The 24,413-nt window shown below is 40.4% G+C and carries 18 protein-coding genes; all 18 read right to left on the reverse strand.

Translation table 11 applies throughout. The annotated features are described in order from the left end of the window. Positions 1 to 118: 118 nt before the first annotated feature. On the reverse strand, positions 119 to 1,231 hold the full coding sequence (locus H6G26_RS24645) for a glycosyltransferase family 4 protein (protein WP_190732095.1): 1,113 nt from the start codon (positions 1,229 to 1,231) through the stop codon (positions 119 to 121). A 92-nt stretch (positions 1,232 to 1,323) separates the two neighbouring features. Next, positions 1,324 to 2,760, reverse strand: coding sequence for an O-antigen ligase domain-containing protein (locus tag H6G26_RS24650; RefSeq protein WP_190732097.1), 1,437 nt, complete (start codon positions 2,758 to 2,760; stop codon positions 1,324 to 1,326). A 41-nt stretch (positions 2,761 to 2,801) separates the two neighbouring features. After that, complete coding sequence (locus tag H6G26_RS24655; protein WP_190732099.1) at positions 2,802 to 3,743, reverse strand: glycosyltransferase family 2 protein; 942 nt, start codon at positions 3,741 to 3,743, stop codon at positions 2,802 to 2,804. Beyond that, a complete protein-coding gene (locus tag H6G26_RS24660; RefSeq protein ID WP_190732101.1) occupies positions 3,661 to 4,863 on the reverse strand; it encodes a glycosyltransferase family 4 protein in 1,203 nt (400 codons plus the stop codon). Before H6G26_RS24660 ends, H6G26_RS24655 begins: the two co-directional genes overlap by 83 nt. Positions 4,864 to 4,959: 96 nt before the next feature. Next, positions 4,960 to 5,952, reverse strand: a complete 993-nt coding sequence (locus H6G26_RS24665) for a glycosyltransferase family 2 protein (protein ID WP_190732103.1) — start codon at positions 5,950 to 5,952, stop codon at positions 4,960 to 4,962. Between the two features lie 65 nt (positions 5,953 to 6,017). Beyond that, positions 6,018 to 7,178, reverse strand: a complete 1,161-nt coding sequence (locus tag H6G26_RS24670) for a glycosyltransferase family 4 protein (RefSeq protein WP_190732105.1) — start codon at positions 7,176 to 7,178, stop codon at positions 6,018 to 6,020. 187 nt (positions 7,179 to 7,365) lie between these two features. Beyond that, entirely contained in the window at positions 7,366 to 9,216 is a 1,851-nt protein-coding gene (gene hepA, locus H6G26_RS24675) for a heterocyst formation ABC transporter subunit HepA (RefSeq protein WP_190732107.1), read from the reverse strand. A 114-nt stretch (positions 9,217 to 9,330) separates the two neighbouring features. Further along, positions 9,331 to 10,050 carry a heterocyst development glycosyltransferase HepC gene (gene hepC, locus H6G26_RS24680; protein WP_190732109.1) on the reverse strand — a complete coding sequence of 240 codons (720 nt, stop codon included), beginning with the start codon at positions 10,048 to 10,050 and terminating at the stop codon, positions 9,331 to 9,333. A gap of 779 nt (positions 10,051 to 10,829) precedes the next feature. After that, a complete protein-coding gene (locus tag H6G26_RS24685; RefSeq protein ID WP_190732112.1) occupies positions 10,830 to 13,055 on the reverse strand; it encodes a polysaccharide biosynthesis tyrosine autokinase in 2,226 nt (741 codons plus the stop codon). Positions 13,056 to 13,223: 168 nt separating this feature from the next. Continuing rightward, complete coding sequence (locus tag H6G26_RS24690; protein WP_190732114.1) at positions 13,224 to 14,324, reverse strand: glycosyltransferase; 1,101 nt, start codon at positions 14,322 to 14,324, stop codon at positions 13,224 to 13,226. A 285-nt stretch (positions 14,325 to 14,609) separates the two neighbouring features. Further along, entirely contained in the window at positions 14,610 to 15,923 is a 1,314-nt protein-coding gene (locus H6G26_RS24695; protein ID WP_190732116.1) for a Gfo/Idh/MocA family oxidoreductase, read from the reverse strand. A gap of 109 nt (positions 15,924 to 16,032) precedes the next feature. After that, positions 16,033 to 17,268 carry a glycosyltransferase gene (locus H6G26_RS24700; RefSeq protein WP_190732118.1) on the reverse strand — a complete coding sequence of 412 codons (1,236 nt, stop codon included), beginning with the start codon at positions 17,266 to 17,268 and terminating at the stop codon, positions 16,033 to 16,035. A gap of 56 nt (positions 17,269 to 17,324) precedes the next feature. Further along, entirely contained in the window at positions 17,325 to 17,873 is a 549-nt protein-coding gene (gene rfbC, locus H6G26_RS24705) for a dTDP-4-dehydrorhamnose 3,5-epimerase (RefSeq protein ID WP_190732120.1), read from the reverse strand. A 76-nt stretch (positions 17,874 to 17,949) separates the two neighbouring features. Continuing rightward, entirely contained in the window at positions 17,950 to 18,822 is an 873-nt protein-coding gene (locus tag H6G26_RS24710; RefSeq protein ID WP_190732121.1) for a phytanoyl-CoA dioxygenase, read from the reverse strand. Positions 18,823 to 18,872: 50 nt separating this feature from the next. Next, on the reverse strand, positions 18,873 to 19,877 hold the full coding sequence (locus H6G26_RS24715; RefSeq protein WP_190732123.1) for a glycosyltransferase family 2 protein: 1,005 nt from the start codon (positions 19,875 to 19,877) through the stop codon (positions 18,873 to 18,875). Between the two features lie 207 nt (positions 19,878 to 20,084). Beyond that, positions 20,085 to 21,353 (reverse strand): class I SAM-dependent methyltransferase, encoded by a 1,269-nt coding sequence (locus H6G26_RS24720; protein ID WP_190732125.1) that lies wholly within the window; start codon positions 21,351 to 21,353, stop codon positions 20,085 to 20,087. 109 nt (positions 21,354 to 21,462) lie between these two features. Next, positions 21,463 to 22,491: an SDR family oxidoreductase gene (locus H6G26_RS24725; RefSeq protein ID WP_190732128.1), complete on the reverse strand. Its 1,029-nt coding sequence runs from the start codon at positions 22,489 to 22,491 to the stop codon at positions 21,463 to 21,465. 638 nt (positions 22,492 to 23,129) lie between these two features. After that, positions 23,130 to 24,344 carry an L-2-hydroxyglutarate oxidase gene (gene lhgO, locus H6G26_RS24730; protein ID WP_190732130.1) on the reverse strand — a complete coding sequence of 405 codons (1,215 nt, stop codon included), beginning with the start codon at positions 24,342 to 24,344 and terminating at the stop codon, positions 23,130 to 23,132. Between the last annotated feature and the right edge of the window lie 69 nt (positions 24,345 to 24,413).

Genomic DNA, 24,413 nt, shown 5'->3' on the forward strand with positions numbered 1-24,413 from the left:
ATTAAATTCGTTGAGTATTATTTTCTTAATTATCCTAATTTTTTGCGTTGTCATTAACTGAAATTAATTCATACTTCAAATTGAAGTGCGGAATGTGGGTTTGATGTACTTCAGACGCTCAAGCCTTAGCAGCACGAATTGCACTAATAAAGTTTTGAGCATAATTCTGCGTTGAGAAATCGAGGGCGCGTTGCCTGGCGGCTACTCCGGTACTCTGGGCAAATTCTTGTTCGTCAAGATAGCGGAGAATTGCGATCGCTAATTTCTCTGCATCACCGTAAGGTGTTAATAATCCATTCATGCCATCGGTAATAATCTCTGTCGGCCCGCCAGCATCGCCAGCAATCACAGGTTTACCCAGCGCCATCGCCTCAATAATCACAATTCCAAACGGCTCTTTATCTGATGCATGAACGAATACATCCATCGCTTGCACCCACTCCGGGATATTACGCTGTAGCCCAGCCATAATTACTTGCTCTTTCAAGCCCAAGGCGGCAATTTCCGCTTTTAAGAAGTCCTCATAGTCAGGTTCTAAATCGTGCTTACCGCCAACCACTACACAATGAGCATCAGGATACTTCTGTAAAATTTTAGGCATTGCTTGCACTAATACGTGCATTCCCTTCCATCGTTGCAATCGCCCAACAATTCCAATCAACGGCCCGTGCGAAGGTAAGCCCAGTTTTCGCCGTGCTTCTTCAGGAGTTGGTAAAGCATCAGGTTCAAATCGGTCTAGTGCGACACCAGGATAAACCAAGGGTGTTGGCCTGTGAGGCCAAATCTCTGCCTGTGCTTGCTTGCCATCTTGGGAGAGAGTGATAATCGCACGAGCTGGGATTAAAGTAGCAATTCGCACCAACCAAGTCTTATCACTAGGCACTTCTAGCTGATACCACACAGCTGGTAACCCTGCCAGCATCGCTGCCAAACCTCCAGATATATGTGTAATCCACATCCAATTGACAATTATATCTGCACGTTCGCGGCGTGCGATCGCAGCTATCCGAAAAACTGCGGCAATAAAACGGTGGATTTGGCGTAAACGTCCACTTTTTACAACTCGTGCATCAATACCAAGGGACTTTACTTGTTCGACCATCGGGCCGTCTTCTAAAAATATCACCAGCCAATCAACACCAGCATTACGTCCCTGTTGCACCAAATCCCAGAGCATCATTTCACCGCCACCTCGTTGTTCGGCTAGTGGCATTACAATAATTGCTTTCATAATTGATACCAGTCCTATTTAAGTTGTAAGATTTTGTTGTTTAACTAACCACAAAAAACAATTTGCATCCAGTCAAATATTCTCGGATTAATTCATAATTGATAATTTTTTTGATGTTGATAGTACTTGTGTCCTGCCATAGCCATAGCTAAAAATCCCCAAAGAATCATCCCAGCCACACTTAACATACCGCTACCAATAACTAGCTGTGCAGCAGAACTGATACCAATGGCGCGGGCAGCACTGATAAAACTATCAAAACGACCTTCACCATAGCTGCTAACACTAATAATTAAAAAAATTAATCCACCCATATAAAAGATGGCTCCAAACCAACCGAGGGTGAAAAATATATCTAAAATGCCACTATCAATCACCACTACTTCTATTTGACCAGTTTTTTCGTTGACCTTCCAAATATTTCCTAACCCATTCCCTAAAGCATTAGAAAGGGCTAAACCAAGGTTTTTGTCATAAGTTCCCGATCTATCTTTAAAGCTATTATCTTCTTCAAGATTAGAAAACGTTTCCAAACGTGCTGCTACAACCCCAGCAATTGGCTCGATAGTTGTCAACGGCACAACACAAATTGCCATCACTACAATTATGATGATTAAGCGCATTTGAATCCGGGTTTTGACTGAACCCATGATCATAATTATTCCCAATAGCCAGCCGCCCCAGTTAGTCCGTGCTTGTGTTAAGAGGAAGGACAAATAACCAACAGCTGAAGCAGGAAAAATTAAATTTCCAGAACTGGTAAATAACAACAGCAACCCAGCTTGCATGACTGAACCAAAGGGGCCGACTGAGTGCAATGTACTCCAGACACGCATCCCGAAAGGTACAGGGTTTCCAGAACTCATGAATAGTTTTGATTCTATGAGCCAATATCTGTCCCACTCAGGAGCCACAACAAATTGATATACGCCATAAGCTCCTAAAATCAACACACACCAAAGAAATGTTCGCTGAATGTTCTGGCGATAACTGGGATAATCTCGCCAGTTTATAAATAAGTGAAAAGCGAAGATGACTGGACTGAGCCAATCCAACAGTCCGCGTGCTACAGGGATTGGTGGGTTATAAATTAGACCGATGAGAAAGCCATAGAAGACTCCGACAAAAGCCAAAACAAACGGCAAGCCCCCTTGACGTAGGGCGCGGGGAAAGTGTCGCAAGAATGTTGCAATAGTTACAAATACTACAAAGTATGGTGCTATGAGCATCTGGCGGGTAGCGTCCCAGCCTACTCGATAGTCAACCAAGCGCGTAGCTAAGGGTGTGAGAAACCAGATCCACCAGGTAAAGCTGATGTAGAGAATGGGATGCCGCAAGTATAAAAACACGGCTACTACTAAAGCTATCACCGGGTAAATTAGGCGCAATGCGGCGGTAGCACCAGCAAAATAGCAAACTACAGTCAGTAATATAAAGCCTGCGATCGCCATCCAACCCTGTAGCGATCGCTCTTGGGGAGAATAGTTTTCTTGTGAAAAACTATTGAAAAGTATCTGCTTAGAATTCATTCAATTTTAGAGTTTAGATTTTTACATAAATAAATTCAAAATTAATGAATCGGTTTTGAATTTTGAATTTTGAATTCTTTATATCCCTGCCAACGCCCACGCCAGGATGCCAGCAATTTTTTCCCTGCCAACTGCCCTTGGCTAGGTAAAAATCTCAACCATTGTACGAAACCTAAACTATCGCATGTACCCACAAATACTGCCCAGAATGAAAATACAATCCGGCGGATAAATGGCAAATGCTCTAATAAAACTAAGGTTTCATTATGGACTAAATTAATAAAGGCAACTTCATTAAAGTTATTTCGCTGATCTTCATCAAAACGTTGTGCTGGATAGTGATCTACAGCAACGTTAGGATCATAAATTATCTTCCAACCAGCTCGTTTTAATGTCAGAGTGAATGCCATTTCAAAATGTACTTGCGCTCCTGTACCGCGCATCCGTTCGTCAAAGCGCAATTGTCCGATTGCCTCTTTACGAAAACTCATGTTTACGCCCTTGAGAATATCGACTTCACGGGGTTCTCCCACTCCCAGGTGATGGTTGCCAATCACTCGCCCAAACCACTGCAACTGTCCCACTACGGGGCGGGATTCGTCTTCTAATTTGCTGCCGTGGTGTATCCAATCACGCCCTCCTAGACCGCCGAGACGACTATCTGAGGTAAAGTAAGTGGCGATGCGCTCTAACCAATCTGGGTGGGGTGCAGCATCATCATCCGTAATGGAGACAATATCGCCCTCCACTGCTGCTAGTCCGGCATTCAGGGCTGCTACTACCCCCGGTTGTGTAACTTTCACAGTATGCAGTGGCAAGTTGGGCGCTTTAAATTGCGCCAGAAATTCCCAAGTTTCTGCATCCGTATCGCGGACAACCACTATCACCTGATCAACTGGTTTAGTTTGCTCCTGTAGCGCCAAAAGGCAGCGTGATAGGTCTTGTGGACGGCGATAAGTCGGTATCAGAACGGTGTTCCGCATTCTTGCTTAACTCCTCGAATAGATCCACATAAGTTTTTGCCATAGTAGTCCAGCTATGTCGTTCTGCCACAGAGCGAGCTGCTTTGCCCATTTGCTTTACGAGGGTGGGACTGCTCACCAAGGATATCAGCGCCACAGCCAAAGCATTAATATCATCTGAGTCGGGTAAAACGATGCCACATTCTGGTGTCACCAACTCTCCGCCCCCGGTGGCTGTGGCAGTAATTACTGGCAGTCCTGAAGAAAGTGCTTCTAACAATACGAGGCTGCAAGCTTCGTATCGGGAAGGAAAAACAAATAAATCTACTGCTTGCATAATTTGAGGGATATCACGGCGATATCCGACAAAATGCACGCGATCGCTTAACCCTAACGATGCTGCTAGTTCTGGGAAAGGGCTATTTTGGGTGTGTCCCACTACCACCAGATGTAAATCGGGAACTTTCACCAAGGCGTGCAGTACTGTATCTAAGTTCTTTCTGGGTGTGCGGATATCTCCAGCGAACAGTGCTAGGGTGACATTTCCCGGTAAACCTAACTTTTGGCGATTGCTTTCACCAGGAGCAAACTCTTCTAAATCAACACCGTTGACTATTACGCGAATGCGAGAACGCGATACACCAATATTGACTAATTCCTGCGCTACCTTTTCTGATACAGCTACGACAACCTGCGCTTTTTGAAAAGCCTGTTTTTCCCAACGGGCATTAAAAGCCGTAAACAGCCATTGGTACAAACCATATAAGTCTCGGCGATTGCGGGAAATATGAACAGGCGATCGCAACCATGAACTGTGGACAAAATGTACAGCATTTACATCAGCCGCAGCCAGGTTAATTGCTCCATTGACTTTAACTAAATCAATCTCAGAGCGATGTTGACGCAACCAATCTGCACTTTTTTGGGCAAATATGAAATTCCGCACAAATTCTGTCGGATAGCCTTTGACTGGGATTTGAATCCAATTAACTTGGCTATTGTCTTCTAGCTCTGGTGCGACTTCACTAGCTAATAATGTCAGTTGATGACCACGGCGAATTGCTTCATTGGCAACCTCATAGTTTACCCGTCCCTGACCATCACCTTTTTTGATTTTATGAGTAACAATACAAAGTTTCATGCATTATCTTCCTTAATGATAAAAGCCCACCCATAACCGCAGATAAAGAATTTTAAATAAACTTATTTTCTTGCCTCTGCGTTCACTATTACTTTCTTATTTAGGTATTTTCATTAACTTACTTGCTAAAAGTTGCGGAGTGAAACTAAGAGTAAGTGCCGCTATAGTTCGCACATTAAATTTTTGTTGATTCAGTGCCTGCCAAAAATAAGGACGTGCTGCGGCTATCTGTTCACTTCGTAGCAAACCAATTCCTAAAGTGGTATTAGCTTCTAACCATTTTTGTTGAAAGTAAGTTTTAAATTGCTGTAGGCGAGCGTCTTCTATAAAGACTTGATAACAAAACATTTCGCTTTTAGCTTTGCGAATTTTTGCCTGTACATCTCGACTACCACTGAGCATAGTATCAGTTTGCTCATGGGCACGATATCGCGTCAATCTTTCTGGATAGTAATAAGCGCTACCACCAGATATACAGCAGAGGTAAGTTAAATATAAATCCCACATTCCACCAACCTCTGAGGGAATACTATCCCAGTCAATAAAATTATTGCGAATCACACAAGATGCAGCAGTAGGTATGCTTTTATCTACCAATCCAATTTTATAAAAAGGTTTATGAATTCCTTTTGCTAGTTTATCCCGTTTGTAACCGCGTGTATTTTCTTCAGTTCCAATATTATTAATTTTTCCATCTGCATCTATAATATATTGGTCGCAAAAAGCGATAACTAACTCAGAGTTTGCTTCAAGTGGTGGTACTAGCTTTGCTAAAAAATCTTCATTCCAAATATCATCGTCATGGAGACTAGCAACATATTTACCTCGCGCCATCTTGAAGCCATGCTGCTGATTAGCAATCATACCCACATTCTGCTGATGCCGCCAAAATCTGATGCGTGAATCACCAAAAGATTCGACAAGTACTTGGGGATTTTCTGGACTACAATTATCAGAAATAATAATTTCGATATTTCGATAAGTTTGTTTTATAGCACTAGCGATCGCTTGCTTGAGATACTCTGGTCGATTATAAGTGGGGATAATAACACTAACTAAAGGTGCTTCGCCTTCTTTATGTAATGACATATTTTTCTCCCTTGGTTTTTTCTAAGTAGAAGATTGCACTAATTGATGTTTTTAGCAAACTAAGCTTACTTAGCTTGAGGGATGCTATATAGCTTTTTTGCTCTAGAAGGGAATTCAGCTATTGTTTTTGCATAAATTGTTCGTAGATTATTTACATGAGTAGCCATTGTAAATTCTTTCATCAATAAAGCATGGCCTTGTTGCCCCATGTATCGGCTTTTTTGATGATCTCTATACAACTCATGGATGGCATCAGCCAGCTTTTTGATATCATTACCTGGAACAAGAATACCCGTTTCTCCATCTCGTAAATGTTCTGGAATACCTCCGACTGCACTACCAATTACAGGTCGATAACGAGAGTATGCTTCCAGAGTTACAAGACCAGCAGGTTCAGGCCAAACGCTAGGAAAAATGACTGCAAAACACTGTTGATAAAGTTGATTTATTTTATCGCGATCGCACCACCCATGCCAAGTGATCCGGTTATTTAATTTGAGGGTGTTTGCTAATCTTTCTAAGCGGGGCCGTTCCCATCCTTCACCTGCGATATCAAGTTTAATTTGCGGGTCTGTATGTATTAAGGTTTTGAGTAACCATTCTAGACCTTTATCAGAAACAATTCGTCCTGCAAACAAAATTCTATGATTTTGATGGACTTCTAAACTCAAGGGTGCAGTTGGTGTTTGCGGTACAGATATCCCACAGTGTAGCGTTAAAGTTTGTTCTGGGGGTACACCATTTTGGATCAATTGTTGCCGCACATATTCGCTATTAGCAATAAAAGTAACTTTTATCTTTTTTAAGATATCTAATAACTGATTAGTAGTTTGAAATTCTTTCAAACTTTTGAAAGGTCTACGGCTACCACACTTATCTACTAGTTTACCCCAAGTACATCCTAAATAAGAAAAGTTGCGATCGCAGATTGTCCGTTGCCCTGCTAAATATTTTGTACCGCTAGGACAGTAGAATGAGTGATTATGAACGCTGAAGATGGCAGGGCATTCGCCTGTAAGCTGCAATAGCAAATCTGGGCTATGAATGTGCAGCAATTTAAACTGGCTTTGATCTACATTATTAAGCGATTTTATCACGCGATCGCTAACTTCATGTGGTCGATGTTCAAATAGAGAAGCTAAATAAGTTTCAACACCTCCGCCTTCACCTACATCGAAGTTTGAGCATTGATAAATTAGGTCTTTGTTAAATATTTTATCGGACATATTATCTGTTAGCATTTAGCATATAGTTTTAATTTAATTAGTTCCTAACTACTTTTTGGATAAATAAAGAGAATTAAGATACTATTTTTATGTTAATGTTACCATTTCAACATATACTTGATTCGAGTAGGGATGCATAGCTGTACACCCCTACAGCTTAAATTTAACGAGATTTTGGATATTATTCCTAATCTGATTGCCTTACTTCATACTGCATTTGATGGTATTTCCAAAGCTTACCTTTGAGATCAAGTAGTTCTTTATAGTTACCTTGCTCGACTATCCGTCCCTGTTCTAATACCACAACTTTATCTGCTTTAGAAATAGTAGAAAGACGGTGAGCGATCGCAATTACTGTTTTACCAACAGATAGCTTTTCTAATGAATCTTGAATTAAGCGCTCAGATAGCGAATCTAAGGCACTAGTGGCTTCATCCAAAATCAAAATTTCTGGATTCCGCAGTAAAGCACGCGCAATAGCAATTCGTTGTCTTTGTCCTCCAGATAACCTAACACCGCGATCGCCTAATTGGGTATCAAAACCTTCGGGCATTTCTAAAATAAATTCTAGTGCATTCGCCAGTTTAGCAGCTGCTTTAATTTCATCATTAGTCGGTTCTGGAGTACCGTAAGAAATATTTTGCCAAACATTAGTATTGAAAATAAAAGTATCCTGACTGACAACAGCTATTTTGCGACGTAGAGAGTTAATTTCAAAATGTCGTACATCAACTTCATCAATGTAAAGATATCCATCTGTAGCATTATAAAATCGAGGAATTAAGTCAGCAAGGGTTGTTTTACCAGCACCCGAAGCTCCAACTAATGCTGTCATTTTTCCCTTTTCAATAGTCAGGGTAATATTATGCAGCACCAGATTTTCATCATCATAGCCAAAATCTACAGATACTAAATCTATTGACCTTTTTAAACCTTTGAACTCAATTTTGCCATTTTGAAAGTAATATTTTTCATCGGTTTTCAACAAATTTTTAATATTATCTGCCGAACCATGTAAAGTACTGAGATATGCTCTTGTGCCATTAATATCTTGAACGAAGGGAATAAAGCGAAATAGCACAAAGAAAAAGGTTAGTAAAGAAGCAACTTGTAGTGTTCCATTGGTAACAAGGCTAGTGAACGCTAAAATAATCATTCCGACCAATACCGTAGTCGCTACCCCTTCAGCAATAGGCTTCACAAGTGTCCAAGTAAAAACAACTTTAGTTGTAGTACTTATTACCTTATCGCTAGCTTTATAGTAACGCTGACGCTCAAATTCTTGAGTACCACAGGTGTGAACAGTACGAATGCCATTAATAAATTCTATGGCTGTTGATGTAAAATTCGCGTTAGCAGTTGTCATGCCAAAACTTGATTCTCTGACTCTAGCATTCAGATTAGACAACCCCACACCTAAAAGTGTAAATAGTAATGCTGAAATCAGCGTTAGTTGCCATGATATCAAAAACATTGATATTAAGTAGACAAGAGTTGTTAATCCTCTAGTTACTAAAAAGGCTCCACCACTAAAACCCTGTCTTATTTTTTCGATTTCTGTGGTAATTGTGTTAATTAGTTCACCAGAACGAGTTTTGGCAAAGTAACTTAACGATAAGGATTGTAACTGTTCAAAAATTTGCTTACGTAAGCGATCGGCAAGATGGAGTTGAGATAATTCAGTGTAAACTTGAGAAAAATAGTTAAAGGTTGCACGTAACCAAGTACTTAATAAAATTAGCAAAGATACGCGGTAGAGGCGATTAATTGCTGATGACTTGGCTCCCAAAATCCAAATATCAAACCAGCCTATTCCTGTTTGAACAGGTTGAGCATTAGGACTAGTTAAGCTTTGCAAGAAGGAAAGTAAGAAACCAATACTCACACCTTCAAAAGTTGCCGCCAAAATTGAGAAGATCAGAGCTAAAATTGCAATTTTACGAAAATGTTTAAATTCTCGCAATATTAAATAGTTGTCTTGCCAAAAGCTAGTAGCTTTGAGCAAACTACGGAGTTGTTGAGGAAATTGGGAATGCATGGATTTTATAATAATAGTTTGGCAAGGTAGATAGACCGTTATAAATGCGATTTAAGCAATTTTTGCTTTAGCTTCAGTGCGGTAGATGAAAACATCAATTACCGCACAGATAAATTACAGGGTTTGGCTATCTAGATGTAACAGGTGAGACTGTGCGTCTGCTTCCCATAAAGCTGTAATTTCTGGTAGTTTATTTATCTGTACTGCATCTTCTAAAGTCCAACAACGAAATCCGGTTAAACTCATGTCACCTCGCAGCACGTTAAATAACTGTGGTAAATTGTCGAGACTGTATTTACCCATCCAACGTTCTAGCGGTGTGGTGTTTTGGGTGTGAAACCTCATTACCCGAAACAGTTTACCCCGTTCTCCGACACGCCATTCATGACAAAAAAGTGATCCTGGCGAGTAAACCTGCATTAACACAATCAATCCCAACATGACTGGACTTACTAATAACAGCAGCACAAAAGCAACAATCCAATCAATTAGTCGCTGTAATTGTCTGAAGGGTTGATTAGGCAGTTTTTTGCTAGCGGGTATGCTTAGGAATATTGGTTTTTGAGCTTCTTCACACGCATCTGCCCAAAACCTGAGCAAAGCTTCACCCAATTTTGGATCTATGCTTACCAAACTTACAGGAGAATGTTGTAAGCATTCTACTAGCGATCGCTTACTATTTAATGCAGGCAGATATGGTTGTTTAACTTGTCCAGGCGGCTTCACCAACAGCTTACCCCGTCGCCATTGGAGTGTGCAGTCCCCACGATTATCTTGGTGTGACTGGGTTACATCATATAAATTCTCTAGAGTTGGAATTATTGAAGTTGTCATAATGTCTTTGGGTTTATACAGGAGTGAATTACTGAGGCGTTATCAAAGGCTATCAATGCCAAAGACCCAAATCCGAATCTTGTTGTCAGTCCAAATTGGAGAGAATTGAGGGCAAAAATATGTTATTGCTATTTGCCACTCAGCCAAGCACATATCATCCAGAACCCTGCTGGTGTAGAGGTGTACAAATCAACCTTACTATCAATATTCATGGGCAATCGGTATTTTCCGGTAACTACTGAAAGTAGAAATATGTAGAGGGAAATTACCCATAAATCTATATCTAAGTTTAATTGTACTGAGGTGTTTATTGTGTCGATAGATTTAAAAAAACCAGTCCACTCTTGTCTTCTAGCCTTTATGAAGGTGCTTTAATTTCTAGAATATAAGAGTATTTAGAAATAGCGATCGCTCAAATAAATTCTTTATTTACTCTTTAAATAGCCAGTGATTTCTCTGATAACCCATAAAGTTAGCATAAATATACTGAGATTTTCCTGATAGCAACAAAATTAAATTTGGTTCATCAAAAACAAAGGGCGCACAAGCTGTGCGCCCCTACTGCCTGTTCTATCTATTTAAACGCATTGCATCATAGCCCCCTCATCGCTTGCGGGGAGGGGGTTGGGGGTGGGGTTCTTTCAACCTATAACCGCTAATAAGCTATTATGCCTTTAAATTACACAATAACTCATCAGGTTTGTTGACTGCTGACAGTTAACAGTCAACGGTCAACAGTCAACACAGAAAAATGTGCAACTTAGATGGGCGATACTTAACTACTTTTCCACAGCTTGACGCAGAGCTAATTGGTGTTCTTTTACATAAGGGACGTAATTACTGCTATTTGATACTCCGTTAGCTACAACTCCAATCAGATTTAACTTACTCAGCATGGCTGTCGCTTGATTAAGCTGACTCCGCGTCACAATACCAATGCTTGCCACCATGACCACGCTACGACAAGATGATGCGGTAAGCATGGCATCCACCAAACCGAGAACTGGGGAAGCATCTATGAGTACCAAATCATAGTTTTCTTCAAATGCTGCCATTAATTGCATCATCCGAGGGGAACTCAAGAGATTAGCTGGATCAGCAGGTTTCGGGCCAGCCGTCAAAATATCAATGTAAGCGGAACCTGAATATTGAAGACTAATCTGGTTGGGTAGATTTGCATCACTAGCTAATAGAGTTGAAAGCCCTTGTTCATTAGGAAGATTCAGTTGGTGATGCAAACTGGGATCGCGTAAATTGGCATCAATTAGTAAAACCCTTTTGTGTAAACGGGCAGCACTCATCGCTAAACCCAACGCCAAAGCTGACTTACCCTCATCAGGTAAAGCTGAGGTAATCATCAAAGATTTTAAGTTAGCAACAGTATTCAAAAGTTCAATGTTTTTGTAAATCAGATCCAGCGATTCCCAACGTGGTGGAGATTGCAATACCTGAATTGTCCAAGGAGCGAGAACTTCTGGCTTACCAAAGGGCAACTTGATCATTGATTCTCTGGGTTTGGCTGGCGGTAATTTGGGAGTTGTTCCCAACAACGGCATGGCCATTTGCTTCTCTAACTCAGCGGTGGTGTGAACTGCATCATCAGCCGATTCTCGGATAAAGGCAGCAATGCCTCCTAACATAAACCCAACCACAGCACCTAACAGCAAGTTCTGTTGGAGATTGGGGCCTAATTGTGCGCCTTTTTGGGGATCTTCCACAACTTCCCAATTAAATCCACCCTTAGAAAGTTCTTGCCGCAATTGCTGTTCTGCTCTTAAAAGTTGCTCTAATCTTTCACGACTAAATTGCAACTGTGGTAGCATCCGATTGTAATAAGCCAACAGAGGCGGGAAGCGTTTAATTTCAAAACGTAGCTCGTTTTCTTTCTTTGCCAAAGTTTGATCGCGAGCAGTTAAAGCAACTATAGTTGTTTGTGTTTCTACTAGCTGACCAGCAAGGTTAAGATCAATTTCACCAAGTTGTCCTTTTTCGAGAAGAGAGTCTCCATTCGTGAATGCACCAGCAGACTTTCCGCCTAAAGTTCTTCCTACCTCTTGTTGCAATAATTCCTTTTGGTTCTGAAGCTGTTCTTTGAGCTTTTGCACACTTGGAGTTTGATCTGTAAAGCGTAAACGTTCCTGTCCTAGTGCCAGTTCAGTTTTTTGGATTTCGTTGAGTAAGCTTTGGTAGCGAGTAGACTGACTCAGGCGAGAAGCAACTAAAGCATTTTGAGGAGAACGGTTAAGTTGTTCTTCCAAAGATTTTTGGCGTGCCAAAGCTTCTCCATACTGAGCGCGAGTTGTTTGACGTTCTTGAGCAATATTGTTCAAAGCTGTCTCAATCGCTTTGGCCTGTGACTCTGGATCAATTAAGTTTTGATTTCTGCGAAACCTTTGCAAATTAGTCTCAGCCGCGTTTACTTCTTCACTGGCTTTACTTAACTGTTCTCTGATAATTTGCAGACCTTTTTGTAACCGCGAAGTCTGCTGTTGTTTGTTATATTCAACATAAACTTGTCGAATCGCATCCAGAACTTTTTGTGTCTTTTCTGGATCTCCAGCAGTGTATTCAACTTGAAATATTTTAGTAGCAACATTATCTTCTTTGCTCCTTAATTGAGTTAAGACCAAAGAAGTTTTAATCTCAGCTGCACTTATATCTGGATAATCAGACTGAAGTTTATCAACTGCTTTTTGGATAAGTCCTGAACTCTGCATCAAGTTAAGCTGGGTGGCAGTATCTATCACAACATCAGAGTCAGTAAACTGGTTGTCTATGCCCGCACCTTCTTTTTTACCTTGATAGTTAGGTTCTACTAACAGTTGCATTGAACTTTTATAAGTAGGTTTGGTTTTAAAAGTTACCATACCTGCAATAGCAATAGAAGTAATTAATACTGTTAGGAACCAAGGAAATCTTCGCACAAATACGGCAAATAATTGTCCGTAGCTTGGTTCGTTTTCAGAAGCTGTAGTTATGTGAGTATTTAGACTAGTTTGAACCACTTTTATTATCCTTGTCTTCAAGACTTACGCTAAGAGATTCTCCGATACCTATTCTTTTTCCGAACCGCCTTCTCTGCGTTCGCGTAGCGTATCGCAGACAGAGGCTTCCGCCAACGAGCAGGAGAGAAAAATAAATAGGTAATCTTATAGTGGGAAGAGATTCAGAAATCAAATGAATATTTGATGCAGACCACAAGCTTGGTTAATAATTTGCTCAACTTTCCCAAAGAATGCATTCTCCGAAAAGTTTGCTACTGCATGATGACGGATGCGATCGTAATCCCAAGAGATGCCATTGGCTTCTAGTAATGCAATTTGTAGAGATTCGGGTGTTTGTCTTTTGAAAAAGACTCCTGTTTCACCTGGTATTTGAGTATCTAAAACTCCACCTGCTCCATAGGCGATGACTGGTGTGCCGCTAGCATTAGCCTCTACTGGAACTAATCCGTAATCTTCTAGGGCTGCGACAATAATAGACTTGGCTTTGGAAAACAAGTCTTTGCGAGTTCTATCACTTACGTGTCCCAAGAATTCAATATTTTGTAATGCTTTAGATTTTAACCGTGCTTGTTCTGGCCCGTCGCCTGATATTAATAAACGCCATCCCAGCCAATTAAAAGCTTCGACTATGATATCAAGGCGTTTATAGCTGATCATCCGGGCTGAAGCCAGATAATATTCATCTTTTATATCAGAAAAAAGAAATTTACTAGTATCAATTGGATAGTTTACCATCATTGCCTTTTTGCCATAAATACTTTCAATACGGCGGGCAACAACACTAGAATTAGCAATGTAAAGATCAGGTTCCTGTGCATATTTCAGGTCTACCTTTCTCATTAGTTGAAATACCTGTTCGATTAAAGGAGCAAAATATCTATAATCTCCGTATTCTCTTAAATAAGTTGCTGTATCCCATAAGAAACGGGTGACGTTATGGCAAAAGCAAATGTGGCGGGCATTTGGCTTTTTTCGCACTGCTTTGGCGAAGCTGGTGCTACTGCTAATAATTAGATCGTAATCTTGCAAATCCAAGGCACGAAAGGCAGGAAAATATAGAGGAGCCATTGACCTGAAATGTTTTGCTGCACCAGGAATTTTTTGCAAGAATGTTGTGTTGACTATGCGATCGCCTAGATCAATAGTTTTTTGTGGATCGTACAGAGATGTGAAAATGTCTGCTTCAGGATAACGCTTACAAAGCAGTTCAAATACACGCTCTGCCCCACCTCGCTGGGTTAGATAATCGTGGACTAGAGCAATTTTCATGAATTTGACCTAAAGTTTCGATCAGGTTTGTTTCAACGCTGCCCAGCAAGTCAATATCAACAACTTTAGTGTCCCGCAGTATAGCTTCCTATCCTCTTTACGAAATTCTTGCGACAAATACATACGTTGGTAGGGGCCTCGGAGATCCCCCCAACCCCCCCTTAAAAAGGGGGGCTTTTTTAATTTTCACCCCCTTTTTAAGGGGGTCGCCACAGGCGGGGGGATCTTTCCGAAACGTAAGGGGCGTACAGCTGTACGCCCCTACAGCCAATTCATTTGTCGCTATTACCCAACTGCTACCAAGATTTTTTCTGGGGCGAAATAAGTGTTTTGCTCAGTTCTTAGTTGGTCGCAAAGTCTGCCTTCGGGTAATTCTACATCCTCATAAGTGAGGACTTGATCCTTAGAAATATCCCGTTTCAGGCGACATCCTTCGGCTAAACCAATTGGTAGAAGATTTTGCTGTTGGACGATATTGGAATTATCACATTGTCCGTAGGTCATGTAGTAACCGATGCCATCTAGTGTTTCTCCAGCTTTCAGGTCAATTTTGGCAGTGGTAACAACATCTACTAGGGGGCCTGCTAGTGGAGACATAACGGCATCACCGAACAGGACAGCACGCGCTACAGACAGGGGAACTTCAAAATGACAGAGGTGATAAGGAGTATAGAAGCTGTAAAGTGGGCCTTCGCCTAATTTGTATAAGTTGAGATAGTGCTGTTGCTTGGGGTCGTCGTGAGTGGCAAATACATATACGCCTGGGCCTGGTTTTGCTCCAACTACATAATCGACAATGCCGCCCAGTTCTTTGAGTTGTTCAACATCATATAACTGGGTCATTTCATCGACAGAACCGTTGAAGTCATATCCCAGCATTCCCCGTTTGGCGACTTTCATCCCTGTGGCATTGGCAACGATCGCTTGTTCAAAGGAAATCTTGGTTCCGTCTGCGAAGCTAGCCACCATGTGGGGCTTTTGACCCCAACGTTTAGCAAATCCTTCCTGGGTGGTGGGATTGCGATAGGGGTCTTGGAGTCCTTTAATGTTACCGCATAATAACGGAGTTAAACCAATGCTTTTTACAAAGCGGTAGAGGTTCATTTGCACCCCTGGCTGATCGCCATCACAGGCGCTGAGAATCACACCTGCTTTGTCAGCATAGACTTTTAGGATGGGGCCAATAGTGCCGTCGAGTTCGGCATTCATCATAATCACATGTTTGCAATGGGCGATCGCTTCCATAACTATGTGAGCGCCAAATTCCACTGCCCCTGTGACTTCGATTATGGCCTCGATGCCCTCAGCTCGACACAGTAACTTAGCGTCTTCTGTGACTGCATAGTTACCGTTTGCGATCGCATCTTCTAATTCGCTGACAGTTGCAACAACTTGAATATCTTCAATTCCGGCTTCCGAATAAGCTTGTTTAGCTGCATCAATCTTGCGATTGGAGATAGCAACTAACTCCATTCCTGGCACGGAATTAACAATTTGGTTGGCAATTCCTCGACCCATGAAACCAGCACCGATCATTCCCACTTTAATAGGATTTCCTGCTGCTGCACGAGCTTGTAAGGCGCGATCGATAATAATCATGAACTAAACTCCTTTTTGGAACTGTTGGTTGTGATACAAATTTTCTATAAACTTGCACTTAATAGTTTTTTAAAGCTAAATACTAAGTACATTTTCATAGTAAATTGGTTTAGCGATCGCTACTAACCAGTTGTTTGCTAGATGTCTGCTTTTTCTGGCTGTGATTCTCGATAATTTGCTCTATAGTATTTCGGTAAACTTTAGCAAAGTTCTCTTTAGTATGATTTGCTCTGACATGTTCCCATGCTTCGCGAGACATACTTTTCAGGTCTTCTACAGGCAAATTAGAAATTCTTCTAACTGCCAATTGGATTTCTGCAATCGAAGAATTGTTTAATAGCACACCAAACTTCTGATGTACATCAACACTAGATTCGTAATTGACTATTGGGATTAACCCTGTATGCATACAAGTAATAACGCTGCCTGCTCCACCTTCTGCTGCTGAAACAAACACAGTACCAATACAATTATTGGTAACTTCTATAAACTCAGGACTCATAACATCAATCCAACCATAAGTATGTATGTTGGGTGTTTCGTAAAGCTCTTGATGAAAAGCTTTTTCAAATTCTGGTTCTTTATTAATTGGCCCACAAACTGTTAAATTGAAATCTGGCATTTGTGCGAAGGCTTCTAGAACTAAATCAAGTCCTTTATGAACAAAGCCATGACTAGCAAACCATAAGAAATTCTTTCTTACGGCTTCAAAATCCTTTTGTTCTGGCCAAGGATAGACGGTAGGATTAGAAAGGGGTACGCGATAAATCGGTTTATTAGCGTATTTGAAGGTATTGATAGTAAATTCATTGCCTAAAACGATGCCATAGTCTGCATATTCAATTCCCAAGTTAGGCACTTCATATCGCTGCGGACAGAGAGTAATACCCCGCCTTTGTTGTAATTCTAAATGTCTATTGCATTCAGCCGCATTCCGAAACACCATATTAGCAATGTCAACGTGAAAAATTTTCACACAATCTTTATTGAGTTTTGGTGCTAATTCTTGCATCCGATGACGAACATCAACGAAAAATGCGTAATCTTTTTCAGGAACGAATTCATCATTGTAGAACTGGATAGCATCAACGTTATAACCAAGATTCAAAAATGTTTGCACCATCCGCCAAACTTCCCAATAAGAAGTGTGGTCATGGGGTATAGGCTGACCAGCTTTTAACAGGAATGGCTCAATCCGATAAGAAAAAAGTACATTACCTCTAGAAGGCTGATTTGGTTTGAGTGAAACAACTTTTAAGCCTTTGATATAATCAATGCGAGTTGCTACTTTTTTGAACAACGAATTGATAGAATTGCTTAGATGGGTTAGAGTATTATTTGGCATTATATACCTCTTGTAATTGTGAATTTAAACAGAGAGTAGTTACTAGCTTAAAACAGCTATTTTGCTCCAACAGTCATCATTCTCAACAAAGGCCAATTTAAATCTTTCTCGGAAATTTCAGTCACATCTAGAGGCCAATTAATGTCAAAAAATGGGTCATCATAACGTAGCCCTCTCTCATATCCTGGCGTGTAAAATTCACCCACTTGATATACAACCTCGGTTTCATCTGTAAGTGCTTGATAGCCATGAGCAAACATTTCTGGAACATACAAGGCGCGGCGGTTTTCTGGAGTTAGTTCTACACCGATATGTGATAGAAAAGTGGGGGATTCAGGACGCATATCAATAATTACGTCATAAATTGCGCCTTTCGTACAGCGAATTAATTTCGTTTCTGCTGCTGGCAAAATTTGATAGTGCATTCCTCTGATAGTGCCCTTTTTGTAATTAAAAGACAGGTTACATTGGGCTACTGTTGGCTTCAATCCGTGTGCTTCAAATTCTTGAGCGCAGAAAGACCGAGCAAAAAAACCACGGTGGTCTGGTTTTTCTTCTAAATCAATAATGAATGCGTCTTGGAGTGCGGTTTCGGTGAAAATCATGTGATTTATTTAAGATGAATATTGAGTACAGAAAATAACAGCAATGAATGGAGATTTAATAACCTATAAAAGGTAACTAAGTCGGAACTTTAACTCCATCTGATGTAGAAGGTAACTCTACTCTGGGATAAGTATCATCCCAGTATTGGGTACAGAGGTCTGGACGTTCAGGGGGATTGGCGGTGTAACAAAAGAACAGTGATGACCTGTCTTCTGTGCGGACTGTGCCGTGATGCAAAACATTTTTCGTATCTACAATAATCACTGTACCTGCTCGGCCTGGGCAGGATTTCCAAGCTGATTTAGGGATGACTGATTTTACTTGTTCATCGTCGATACCCATATAGCTTGACTTCCAAAGTTTGTAGTAAAGTTGAATATAATTCCAACTAAATAAGGAAGTTAAAGAGCGGGGAATATATTCAAAAGGCCCAGTTTTTTCTTCTACATCATTCAAGTAGATGAAAATTTTGATAATGCGGCGGTCTTCGGCATCGCTATGCCATAGGAGCGTCCCAAACTGATGTTTACTCTTGAAATCTTTGCGTAAATGTACACCATGAAAAGCAACAGGAAGACCAATGTAATTTTCGATGATGTTTAGCAGTCTTTTCTCTATCCCCCAGGCATAAAATTCTGGTAAACCTGTAACTGTGTAAATTTGTGGCAACCTTTCATCTAGATGGTCGTTGTTGGGATTTTCCATCTGAGACAATTGATGGTAAGCAGCTTTAAGCAGTTCTGAGGTAGAATTTAACCCTAAATCTGCCAGTGTTGTGACGCAAACACCGTCTTTTTTGAGAGCATTAACGATGTTGCGTAGGCGTAGCCCGTCGTAGACATCGCTTCCTTCTAATGCTGGCAAATTTCTGCTATGCTTCCAACGGGCTACGTAATATTTAAAATCAGAATGCAGCGTACTTATTTTACGTTTAATAGCAGCAAGCATAGCGTAAATACCTTTTAATCACGATGTTTATTTGACACGAATTTAGTAGTTTATGATTTATAGTTACGTATTTCTTGAGTAGGGGTTTCACTTGATTCTGTTAACCCGAATTCTTTAGAAACCATCACATCAAAAGCGCACAAACTGACTAAAGCCAAAAATGGAACTACTGTTTTGATGGCAGACATAGGCCATCTTCTTAAAGCACCTAAAAAAACTTTCAAATTAACTTCTTTACCGTTCTGCAAAAGCATCCGTCTACAAAACTGCTTAGAATATCCACTTTTCTCCAATTTCAAAATCACTTCGGGTATGTGTTTGTATTGCATTAACAGCGCAGATTTTGGTTCCTTCTGCCAATAGCTCACACCAACAATACATTCTAAATAAGTTTCTTTAGTGACGATTACGCTACCATTGGCAGCACAATATCCGGCTAAATATGCTAAAGATATCCAGTTATTTTCAGCATCTTGCCAATTTTGTAGAGCGCGTTTTACTAGGTCAGCGCGGTAGACTGTAGCAGTTAAAAAAATGACTGCACCAACACTTTTTGAGAAACAATGTTCAAATATAGCTTTACCATCGCCATCACCATCTTCACTATCTATATCAAACCAGCGATTACCAACAATTGTTGGTGGGTGAACTGGTTCACCAGTAATTTGGTTCCGGCCAGAAAAGTTGAGGAACAATAATGATAAATTTTCATGTTGCTTGAGTTTGCTAATCACATAAGCAATGGCTCTATTTTGAATTGGATCATCATCACCAATTGTCCAAACATATTTTGTTGTTGCAGAATTTAGGCAATACATAATATTTTTCACTACGCCTAAGTTCTTTAAATTTTTATTTGATTTAAATGTGAGATTGCTAAGTGTTGCTTGCCATTTTTTAATTACCTCTTGAGTATTGTCTGTTGAACAATTATCAGAAACTAAAATTTCACAGGAGTCTTCAAAACCTTTAATAGCTTGAGATAACCAAGTAAGTTGTTTATCTAAAAGTTGGGCGCGATTAAAGGTGGGAATAGCAATAGTCAGCAGTTTCATATTAAGCTCCAATCTGTAGTTAAGAAGTTATTAACAGCAAGCTTAGTAACTAATAAGCTATTTTTCAGTCTAATTCTTTGTGTTTTTAACGGTTTTAAAAACGAATTATTTGGTGTTTTCTATTTGAAAAGTGCTTAAATATTGCCCATTATCGCAACTAGAAAAAATATATTAATAACAGGCAATTTTTTGATTTATAATTAGTAATTACGATGCTATTAAAACCCTATCCGGAATAGAACATGGATAAATCTTTACTTCAGGTATTGGCACTACAAACTGTCCACCCCACTCGCCAATAAATGCCATTTGTTCCATAATTTCTTCCTTGAGATTCCAAGGCAAAATTAGAACATAATTTGGTTTAGTTTCACGGATTTTGTCTGGTTCAAAGATGGGAATATGAGTTCCAGGTAAAAATAAGCCTTGTTTATAGGGACTGCAATCTACTGTATAATCGATAAAATCTTTACCAATCCCACAGTAATTGAGCAATGTATTGCCTTTAGCAGGTGCGCCATAACCAGCGATTGATTTACCCTCTGCTTTAGCCGTCAAAATAAAATTTAATAGCTTGTGCTTTGTTTCTTTAACTTTTTCTGCAAATGTAATGTAAGTCTCTATCTGATGTAGTCCAGCAGCCATTTCTTTTGCTTTCAGATGGCTAACTCGTTCACTAATACGGTGATTATCAGCATTGTCATGTTTAGCATAAATTCTTAATGAACCGCCATGAGTTGATAATTCTTCTACGTCAAAAAGTTGCAATTTGTGTGCTGCAAAAATTTTTTCGATAGTTATAAATGAGAAATAAGAGAAATGCTCGTGATAAATAGTATCAAACTGATTTTGTTGAATAAGTTGCAAAATGTGAGGAAATTCCATCGTCAAAATGCCATCCGGCTTGAGGATGAGTTTCATCCCAGCAATGAAATTGTTTAGATCCGGTACATGAGCTAAAACATTATTGCCTATCAAAAGGTCAGCTAGTTTTCCTTGTATGACAAGTTCTTTAGCAGTTTCAACTCCAAAAAACTTGTTGATACTAGGAATGCCTTTACCTTGAGCTATTTTGGCTATATTTGCTGCTGGTTCTATTCCTAAGACCGGGATTCCCTTTTCTAAAAAACATTGCAGCAAATAGCCATCATTACTGGCGATTTCAATAATTTGATTATGATGATTAAAACCAAACTTTTCTACCATCATTTCGGTGTAAGCTTTGGCGTGTTTTAGCCAACTTACCGAGTAGGAAGAAAAATAAGCATAGTCGCTAAAAATATGATCTGGAGTTTCAAACTGTTCTAATTGAACTAAAAGAGTGTCTTCGGAAACATAAGCGTGAAGAGGATAAAATTTCTCGGCCTTATTTAGCTGTTCTGCTTTAAGATAAGCATTGGCTAAGGGTGACATTCCTAGATCAATAAAGGTTTGGTGCAGAGGTTGACCACTGAAACGGCATTTTGCGATCGCCATAAACTTCAACTCACTAATTGCAAATAATTTGATAGGTAAACAAGTCCGAATCAAATATTATTGATTCGGAAGCTTGGATTATTTGTCCACTAATGCTAGGAAACTCTAACTACTTTTTATTCCAGAAAAAATCTTTGTCAATTTGTTCAGTACGAATTAGATATTCTAATTGCTTTAAGCGGGTAAATCCTCTAAATAAGAAAGTATCTTCAGCCATATGTATTTGACTGAATAAATCAAATAACTGCTGGACACCAAGTTGGGCATTCCAATCACACTTAAATCCAGGTAGGATTGTGTTGATTTTCTCGAAGGATACCCGATAGCTGCGGTTATCTGAGCCGTTGTCACCAAAAGACAATTTGCAATCTGGGAAAATATCAGCAATAATTTCCGCGATTTCTCTGACGCGATAGTTGTTTGCTGTATCTCCCACGTTGAAGATTTGGTTATGTACAATGTCTCGTGGTGCTTCTAAAGCGCAGACTATTGCTTTGCAAATATCTAGTGCGTGGACTAATGGACGCCAGGGTGTACCATCACTGGTCATTTTGATTTGTTTGCTAGTCCATGCCAACCCTGCTAAGTTGTTTAAAACAATATCAAAGCGCATTCTGGGAGAAGCACCAAAGGCAGTGGCATTTCGCATAAAAGTGGGAGAGAAATCATCGTCAGCGAGTGGTTTGACATCTCTTTCTACAAGAGTTTTGCATTCTGCGTAGGCTGTTTGGGGATTAACTGGAGATTCTTCTGTGACATCACCTGCGGTAGCAACACCGTAGACGCTACACGAAGACATATATACAAAGCGGCGCACACCCATAGCTTTAGCTAGGCTAGCGAGACGAACTGAACCTACATGATTAATTTCGTAAGTAATGTTAGGCGCTAATTGTCCGGCTGGGTCGTTGGAGAGTTCCGCCATGTGAACTATTGCTTCAACACCTTCCAAATCATCAGGGGTGATGTTACGGATATCTTTGTTGAGGGTTTTGGGTGTTACGCCATTAGCGTTGTACAGCCAACCAACTTTATAGAAACCGGTATCTAAACCGATAACTTCATGTCCCCGTTCAATTAGCAGAGGGGGTAATAATGAACCAAGATAGCCTTCTGTTCCAGTTACTAATATTTTCATTGTGGTTAATGCCTTTGTATTGATGAGTTAAATTTTCGTTTAGTAGGGGCGCACAGATTTACGCCCTAAAGGGTGTTGCATCCAAGAGGGAACCGCTATATTTTTCGTTTGTATGCAAATAACTTGACCTCTCTCCAAACCTGTCTCCTCTTAGGAGAGAGGCTTTAAATCTTGCTCCCCTTCCCTCTCTTCTCTACGAGAGGCTTCTCTTTCAGAGACGCGAACGCGAACGCCAACGAGACGCTGCGCGAATGCAGGGAAGGGGTTGGGGGTTACGGTCATTGGACTCAACCCAGAAGGGCTATATATAACTCGACTCGACTAACAGTCATTACATAGTTTGCCGAGTAACCCATTGGGTAGCAGCACTCTATAGCGGTTCTTAATTGATGCACTACACTTTTTATGTTGTGAGATGGGTATCTTACACGTCTCTTAATATTTCCAGGCTGGAAAAGATATCCACTATACAAGATTCATCCTTTTATTCAGCATCCCGGAAGTAATAAGCTGTTACGCATTTAACTTGAACATTTACATGAAGGGTGATGACTGATAACCGTTAACCGTCAACAGTTAACGACCGTAAAGAGTGTTTATACTTTTTTAGCGCGCATCAGCTTAACTATGTATGCTATCTATGCAGTTACTGCAATATCTAGATGCAAAAGTTGAGGAATTTCTGCCACCAGTGCTTTGCCGATTTCTAAAGAAGATGTAGCCGCAGGAGAAGGAGCATTGCAAACATGGATGGAGTTTTGACCGGAAACAATCAAAAAGTCGTCTACAAGCTTGCCATCGTTCATTAATGCTTGAGCGCGGACTCCTGCATGGGTAGGGACTAAATCTTCTGCTTGGACTTCGGGAATTAGTTTTTGCAAACTTCTGGTAAAGGCTGCTTTGCTAAAGGAACGAATGATTTCTTGGATGCCTTCATCAGCGTGTTTGGTTGCCAATTTCCAGAAACCAGGATAGGTGATGACTTCAAGAAAATCGCGCAGGTCAAAGTCGGTTTTTTTGTAACCTTCGCGTTTGAACGACAAAACAGCGTTTGGCCCTGCATGGACGCTACCATCAATCATCCGGGTAAAGTGAACACCGAGGAAGGGAAAATCTGGATTGGGAACTGGGTAAATTAGTGTCTTGACCAGATAGCGTTTTTCTGGGGTGAGTTCGTAGTATTCTCCCCGGAATGGGACGATTTTTGCTTGGGGTTCAACTTGACCTAGTTTGGCGGTGCGATCGCTATGCAATCCAGTACAATTAATTACAAAGCGGGTTTCAAAGCTACACTTGTTTGTTTGGAGTACCTGATTTTTACCACTTGGGGAGATTTTCAGAACTTTTGTATTGAGGTGCAAATCCCCGCCCTGCTGTTGAATTAGCTGGGCATATTTCAAACAAACTTGCTTGTAATTAACAATACCAGTTGAGAATACCCGAAGTCCACCTACACATTTTACGTGAGGTTCAATTTCCCTGACTTCTTCGGGGCTTATTCTCTTAACTTCTATGCCATTTTCTAAGCCACGTTTGTAGAGATTTTCTAAGCGTGGTAGCTCTTGTTCTTCAGTTGCGACAATTACTTTACCACAAACTTCATGCTCTATTCCATGCTCTTGGCAAAATTCTACCATAGAGCGAGAACCGTCACGACAAAATTTAGCTTTAAAACTCCCTGGTTTGTAATAAATACCAGAATGAATCACACCACTATTATTGCCGGTTTGGTGAAATGCCCATTGGCTCTCTTTTTCTACTACTAATATCCGAGCATTGGGATAGCGTTTTCCTAAAGCCAACGCTGTAGAGAGTCCAACTATTCCCCCACCTATAATTGCAAAATCATACATTAGTATTATTGTACTTGAAATTACAGTAAATCTATAAAGTCATTGAGCATCCCTTCGGTTTCTCTTCGA

This window comes from Nostoc sp. FACHB-888, assembly GCF_014696655.1.
Classification (GTDB): domain Bacteria; phylum Cyanobacteriota; class Cyanobacteriia; order Cyanobacteriales; family Nostocaceae; genus Nostoc.

Excerpts from the sequence above, each read along its gene's own strand:
- H6G26_RS24645 (WP_190732095.1), bottom strand. The coding sequence starts at position 1,231 with ATGAAAGCAATTATTGTAATGCCACTAGCCGAACAACGAGGTGGCGGT.
- H6G26_RS24650 (WP_190732097.1), bottom strand. The coding sequence starts at position 2,760 with ATGAATTCTAAGCAGATACTTTTCAATAGTTTTTCACAAGAAAACTAT.
- H6G26_RS24655 (WP_190732099.1), bottom strand. The coding sequence starts at position 3,743 with ATGCGGAACACCGTTCTGATACCGACTTATCGCCGTCCACAAGACCTA.
- H6G26_RS24660 (WP_190732101.1), bottom strand. The coding sequence starts at position 4,863 with ATGAAACTTTGTATTGTTACTCATAAAATCAAAAAAGGTGATGGTCAG.
- H6G26_RS24665 (WP_190732103.1), bottom strand. The coding sequence starts at position 5,952 with ATGTCATTACATAAAGAAGGCGAAGCACCTTTAGTTAGTGTTATTATC.
- H6G26_RS24670 (WP_190732105.1), bottom strand. The coding sequence starts at position 7,178 with ATGTCCGATAAAATATTTAACAAAGACCTAATTTATCAATGCTCAAAC.
- hepA (WP_190732107.1), bottom strand. The coding sequence starts at position 9,216 with ATGCATTCCCAATTTCCTCAACAACTCCGTAGTTTGCTCAAAGCTACT.
- hepC (WP_190732109.1), bottom strand. The coding sequence starts at position 10,050 with ATGACAACTTCAATAATTCCAACTCTAGAGAATTTATATGATGTAACC.
- H6G26_RS24690 (WP_190732114.1), bottom strand. The coding sequence starts at position 14,324 with ATGAAAATTGCTCTAGTCCACGATTATCTAACCCAGCGAGGTGGGGCA.
- H6G26_RS24695 (WP_190732116.1), bottom strand. The coding sequence starts at position 15,923 with ATGATTATTATCGATCGCGCCTTACAAGCTCGTGCAGCAGCAGGAAAT.
- H6G26_RS24700 (WP_190732118.1), bottom strand. The coding sequence starts at position 17,268 with ATGCCAAATAATACTCTAACCCATCTAAGCAATTCTATCAATTCGTTG.
- rfbC (WP_190732120.1), bottom strand. The coding sequence starts at position 17,873 with ATGATTTTCACCGAAACCGCACTCCAAGACGCATTCATTATTGATTTA.
- H6G26_RS24710 (WP_190732121.1), bottom strand. The coding sequence starts at position 18,822 with ATGCTTGCTGCTATTAAACGTAAAATAAGTACGCTGCATTCTGATTTT.
- H6G26_RS24715 (WP_190732123.1), bottom strand. The coding sequence starts at position 19,877 with ATGAAACTGCTGACTATTGCTATTCCCACCTTTAATCGCGCCCAACTT.
- H6G26_RS24720 (WP_190732125.1), bottom strand. The coding sequence starts at position 21,353 with ATGGCGATCGCAAAATGCCGTTTCAGTGGTCAACCTCTGCACCAAACC.
- H6G26_RS24725 (WP_190732128.1), bottom strand. The coding sequence starts at position 22,491 with ATGAAAATATTAGTAACTGGAACAGAAGGCTATCTTGGTTCATTATTA.
- lhgO (WP_190732130.1), bottom strand. The coding sequence starts at position 24,344 with ATGTATGATTTTGCAATTATAGGTGGGGGAATAGTTGGACTCTCTACA.